The 4,864-nt window shown below is 32.4% G+C and carries 6 protein-coding genes; all 6 read right to left on the reverse strand.

Annotated features, from left to right (window positions below):
* Positions 1-207: 207 nt before the first annotated feature.
* Positions 208-1,002 carry a phosphatidate cytidylyltransferase gene (locus tag AB2369_RS11400; protein ID WP_367666601.1) on the reverse strand — a complete coding sequence of 265 codons (795 nt, stop codon included), beginning with the start codon at positions 1,000-1,002 and terminating at the stop codon, positions 208-210.
* A gap of 4 nt (positions 1,003-1,006) precedes the next feature.
* Complete coding sequence (locus AB2369_RS11405) at positions 1,007-1,774, reverse strand: isoprenyl transferase (protein WP_367666602.1); 768 nt, start codon at positions 1,772-1,774, stop codon at positions 1,007-1,009.
* A gap of 63 nt (positions 1,775-1,837) precedes the next feature.
* On the reverse strand, positions 1,838-2,395 hold the full coding sequence (gene frr, locus AB2369_RS11410) for a ribosome recycling factor (RefSeq protein ID WP_367666603.1): 558 nt from the start codon (positions 2,393-2,395) through the stop codon (positions 1,838-1,840).
* 16 nt (positions 2,396-2,411) lie between these two features.
* The gene (pyrH, locus tag AB2369_RS11415; RefSeq protein ID WP_367666604.1) at positions 2,412-3,122 is read right to left on the reverse strand and encodes a UMP kinase; all 711 of its coding nucleotides are present in this window, start codon (positions 3,120-3,122) and stop codon (positions 2,412-2,414) included.
* Positions 3,123-3,193: 71 nt separating this feature from the next.
* Positions 3,194-4,117 (reverse strand): translation elongation factor Ts, encoded by a 924-nt coding sequence (gene tsf, locus AB2369_RS11420; RefSeq protein ID WP_367666605.1) that lies wholly within the window; start codon positions 4,115-4,117, stop codon positions 3,194-3,196.
* Positions 4,118-4,192: 75 nt separating this feature from the next.
* Positions 4,193-4,864, reverse strand: a 672-nt coding sequence (gene rpsB / locus AB2369_RS11425; RefSeq protein ID WP_367666606.1) for a 30S ribosomal protein S2, incomplete at its 5' end; no start/stop codon positions are given.

The raw sequence follows: 4,864 nt of genomic DNA on the forward strand, positions 1-4,864 counted from the left end.
GGGTTTCTATATGAGTTCTTAATTTATACCTATGATTTTTTATAGACTGACTTAGAACTTGAAGGTATGTATAAATTAGCCTTTAATATTGGAACCCTATATATTTTTTCATTATAAAACCAAAAAGACTTTACCACCAAAATTTAGTGGTAAAGTCTTTTTTAAATAAATTTCAAAGCAGAACTTTCTTATATTATTTTTTTATTTCTATAAATTAAGTACTAAAGACAAATAGAAAAATACTGTGACTGATGAAAATAAAATACTATCAAATCTATCTAGTATTCCTCCATGACCTGGAATTAAGTTGCTATAATCTTTAACCCCCACATATCTCTTTATAGAGGATGCAACAAGATCTCCAAATTGGCTAAATACTCCACACAATGCTCCAATAATAAAGTAATGATATAAAGGTATATTCACTCCATATTTTGATATTATAAATCCATATAATAAACATCCTATGGATCCCCCTAAAAGTCCTCCTATAGACCCTTCTATGGTTTTTTTAGGGCTTACCTTTGGACACAGTTTTCTTCTTCCAAAAGCCTTTCCTACATAATAGGCCGTGGTATCACAAAACCAAGATGATATGAATATAAGCCAAAGTAGGTATTTACCATTTTCCATAGAGTTCACCAATGGTATGAAACTAAAAAATAGTGCCACATAGGAAAATCCAAGAATTGTTATGGCTCCATCTATAAAATTATACTTTATATTTATAACTGGTATTATTAACGATATAAAAGTTATAGGTATCAAGATATATATTATCTTTGTTATATCATAGTCTAATAAAAATAAACCTATAGTAGCTATAAATCCAAGAATAGAAAAGGGCTTTATATTCTTTTTAGAAACTACATTATAAAGTTCATAAATCCCTATTAAAGAGAGAACTAAGGTTAAAACCTTTAGATAAATTCCTCCTAAGAATAAAAATATTATAAAAGGTGCCATAATTAAGGCTCCCAAATATCTTTTATTAAAGCTCACATAATCACCTACTTTCTTTTATTCCCCCAAATCGTCTCTCTCTATGTTGATAGTCCCATATAGCTTTATGTAAGTCTTCTTTAGTAAAGTCTGGCCAATTTATATTTGAATACCAAAATTCAGAATATGCACACTGCCAGAGAAGAAAATTACTTAACCTTTGTTCCCCACTCGGTCTTATTATTATATCAGGATCAGGCATCTCTTTTGTATATAAATATCTTTCTAAAATGGATTCTGTTACATTAGTACACTGAAGCCTTCCTTCATTTATATCCTTAACAATGCCATTTATAGCATCTAATATCTCTTTTCTTCCACCATAATTTAGAGCAAGATTTAGTGTTAATCCTGTATTATTTTTAGTTTTTTCATAAGCAGACTCTAACTCTTCTCTACATCTTTTAGGTAGCATAGATACATCACCTATATTATTAATTATTACATTATTACTATTCAATTCTTCAAATTCTTGTCTAAGATAGGTTACTAAAAGCTCCATTAATGCATTAACTTCATCCTTAGGTCTTTTCCAATTTTCTGTTGAAAAAGCATATAAAGTTAAATATTTCACTCCTATGGCACTGCACTCTTTTACAATATTTCTTATGGTTTCAACTCCAGCCTTATGTCCCATGGTCCTAGGTAATCCTTTTGCCTTTGCCCATCTACCATTTCCATCCATAATAATGGCTATGTGCTTTGGAATACTATTTAAATCTATAGAAAGCTCTTCCTGGTGATTCTTCTTAGTTTTTTTAAAAAAGAACACTTTATTATCCTCCTAAAACCCATACTTCTAATAATAAAACCTGCCATAAGCAGGTTTTATTATTTATACGGACATTATCTCTTTTTCTTTTGTAGAAATTATATTGTCAACCTCTTTTATAAAGGCATCTGTTTTCTTTTGAATATTTTCTTCCGATTTCTTTATTTCATCTTCTGATAAGTCTCCATCCTTCTTTAAGGCTTTAACCTTATCATTAGCCTCTCTTCTTATAGATCTTACCGCTACCTTAGTTTCTTCTCCAGCTTTTTTAACATTCTTAACAAGAACTTTTCTAGTTTCCTCAGTAAGCTCTGGAATTACAAGCCTTATAACTACCCCATCACTAGATGGAGTTAATCCTAAATCAGACTTTAATATAGCTTTTTCTATATCCTTTATTGTACTTTTCTCCCATGGTTGTATTAATAGTATTCTTGGTTCAGGAGCTGAAATATTAGCAACTTGACTTAAAGGACACATGCTACCATAGTACTCAATTTCTATTCTATCTAACATTGTTGGATTGGCTCTTCCAGCTTTCATTGTAGATAAATCTGATTTTAATACACTAATGCTTTTCTTCATCTTCTCTTCTGCTTTAGATATTATTTCTTTAACCATAATTTTACCTCCACCTTTATTTACTTACTAAGGTTCCAATATTTTCACCCATTATAACTCTCTTTATATTGCCTGGTTCATCTAATGCAAAAACCAGAATCGGAATATTGTTATCCATGCATAAGGAAGTTGCAGTAGAATCCATTACTTGTAATCCTTTCTCAAGGACTTGTATATAATTTAACTGCTTATATTTTACTGCATCATCATATTTCTTTGGATCCTTATCATATACTCCATCAACTTTCTTAGCAAGCAGTATAACTTCTGCTTCTATTTCAGCTGCTCTTAAAGCTGCCGTAGTATCAGTTGAAAAATAAGGATTACCTGTTCCAGCTGCAAAAATTACAACTCTTCCCTTTTCTAAATGTCTCATTGCCCTTCTTCTTATAAATGGTTCTGCTATTTCCTTCATCTCTATTGCAGTTTGAACTCTTGTTTTAACTCCTATACCCTCTAAAGAATCTTGAAGAGCTAAAGCGTTTATACAAGTAGCAAGCATTCCCATATAATCTGCTGTAGTTCTATCCATAGCTTCTCCATCTCTTCCTCTCCAGATGTTTCCACCACCTACAACTGCTCCTACTTCTATTCCCATATCTACAAGTTCTTTAATTTCTGTAGCTATTCTTTGTGCCACATTAAAATCTATCCCAAAACCATTTTCACCTGATAATGCCTCCCCTGAAAGCTTAAGCATTACCTTTTTGTATTTGCAACAATCCATATATTAAAACCTCCAATTTTTGCAATGAACTATATTTTAAAAAAAGAGAACACACAGTGCTCTCTTTTGTTTTACTTTCCTTGTTGCATTTGCTTTGCAACTTCTTCAGCAAAGTTCTCTTCTTTCTTTTCGATTCCTTCGCCTCTTTCAAATCTTACAAAGCTAGTAACCTTCATTTCAGCTCCAACTTCCTTAGATTTTTCTTGAAGTAATTTAGTTATTGTGTAATCACCGTTCTTAACCCAAACTTGATCTACTAAACAAATTTCCTTTAAGTACTTCTTAACTCTTCCCACTACCATCTTATCTACTATATTCTCTGGCTTTCCTTCATTTAAAGCTTGAACTCTGAAGATTTCTTTTTCTTTTTCTATAGCTTCTTGATCAACAGAAGTCTCATCTAAGTATAATGGGTTAGCAGCTGCAACTTGCATTGCTAAATCCTTAGCAACCCCTTCAGTTATTGGAGATTCTTTTTCACACTCAACTTTTGTAAGAACACCAATTCTTCCACCACCGTGGATGTAGCTTGCTATAGTTCCGTTTTCAACGTTGAACTTAACAAATCTTCTTACGTTCATGTTTTCTCCTATTTTAGCTATTAACTCAGTTAAGAATTCCTTAACAGTCTTAGTTTCATCAGCTATATACTTCTCTTCAACTAAAGCTTCAACCTCAGTGTTTGATGTTAATGAAGCCATCTTAGCTAAATTATTAGCAAAGTTTATAAAATCTTCATTTATAGCAACGAAGTCAGTTTCACAGTTAACTTCAACTATACCAGCAGTTTTCTTATCTTCTGAAACGTAAGTAGCTATTACTCCTTCAGCAGCGATTCTTCCTGCCTTTTTAGCAGCAGCAGCTAATCCCTTTTCTCTTAATAATTCAACAGCCTTATCCATGTCACCGTTTGTTTCTGTAAGAACCTTCTTACAGTCCATCATTCCAGCGCCAGTTCTTTCTCTTAATTCTTTAACAGCCTTTGCAGATATCATAATCTTATCCTCCTTAAAAAGTAAAATTAATGGAAGAGGTAACTGGATTTCCTCCACCTACCTCTAAAGTTTTGATTATTCAGTTGCGTCTTCGCCTTGTCTACCTTCCATGATAGCATCACTCATCTTAGCAGTTATTAATTTAACCGCTCTTATAGCATCGTCATTTCCTGGTATAACATAGTCAACTTCATCTGGATCACAGTTAGTATCAACTATAGCTACAACTGGTATTCCTAATATCTTAGCTTCAGATATAGCATTCTTTTCTTTTCTTGGGTCTACTACAAATAAAGCACCTATGTTCTCTGAATCTAAGTTCTTTATTCCACCTAGGTTCTTTTCAAGCTTTTCCATTTCAAGCTTTAGCTTTATTACTTCTTTCTTTGGAAGAACTTCGAATGTTCCATCTTCTTGCATCTTTTCAAGATCTTCTAATCTCTTTATTCTCTTCTTTATAGTAGTGAAGTTAGTTAACATTCCACCTAACCATCTATTATTTACAAAGTGCATTCCTGATCTTACTGCTTCTTCAGATATAGCTTCTTGAGCTTGCTTCTTTGTACCAACGAATAATACATCTTTACCTTCAGTTGCAACTTCTTTTATGAAGTCATATGCTTCTTCTACCTTCTTAACAGTCTTTTGAAGATCGATTATATATATTCCATTTCTCTCTGTGAATATGTATGGAGCCATCTTAGGGTTCCATCTTCTTGTTTGATGTCCGAAATGAACACCTGCTTC

This window comes from Clostridium sp. (assembly GCF_040797585.1).
In the GTDB taxonomy this organism is placed as follows: Bacteria; Bacillota; Clostridia; order Clostridiales; family Clostridiaceae; genus Clostridium_Z.

Coding starts and splice junctions, on each gene's coding strand:
- frr (WP_367666603.1), bottom strand. CDS start 2,395: ATGGTTAAAGAAATAATATCTAAAGCAGAAGAGAAGATGAAGAAAAGC.
- pyrH (WP_367666604.1), bottom strand. CDS start 3,122: ATGGATTGTTGCAAATACAAAAAGGTAATGCTTAAGCTTTCAGGGGAG.
- tsf (WP_367666605.1), bottom strand. CDS start 4,117: ATGATATCTGCAAAGGCTGTTAAAGAATTAAGAGAAAGAACTGGCGCT.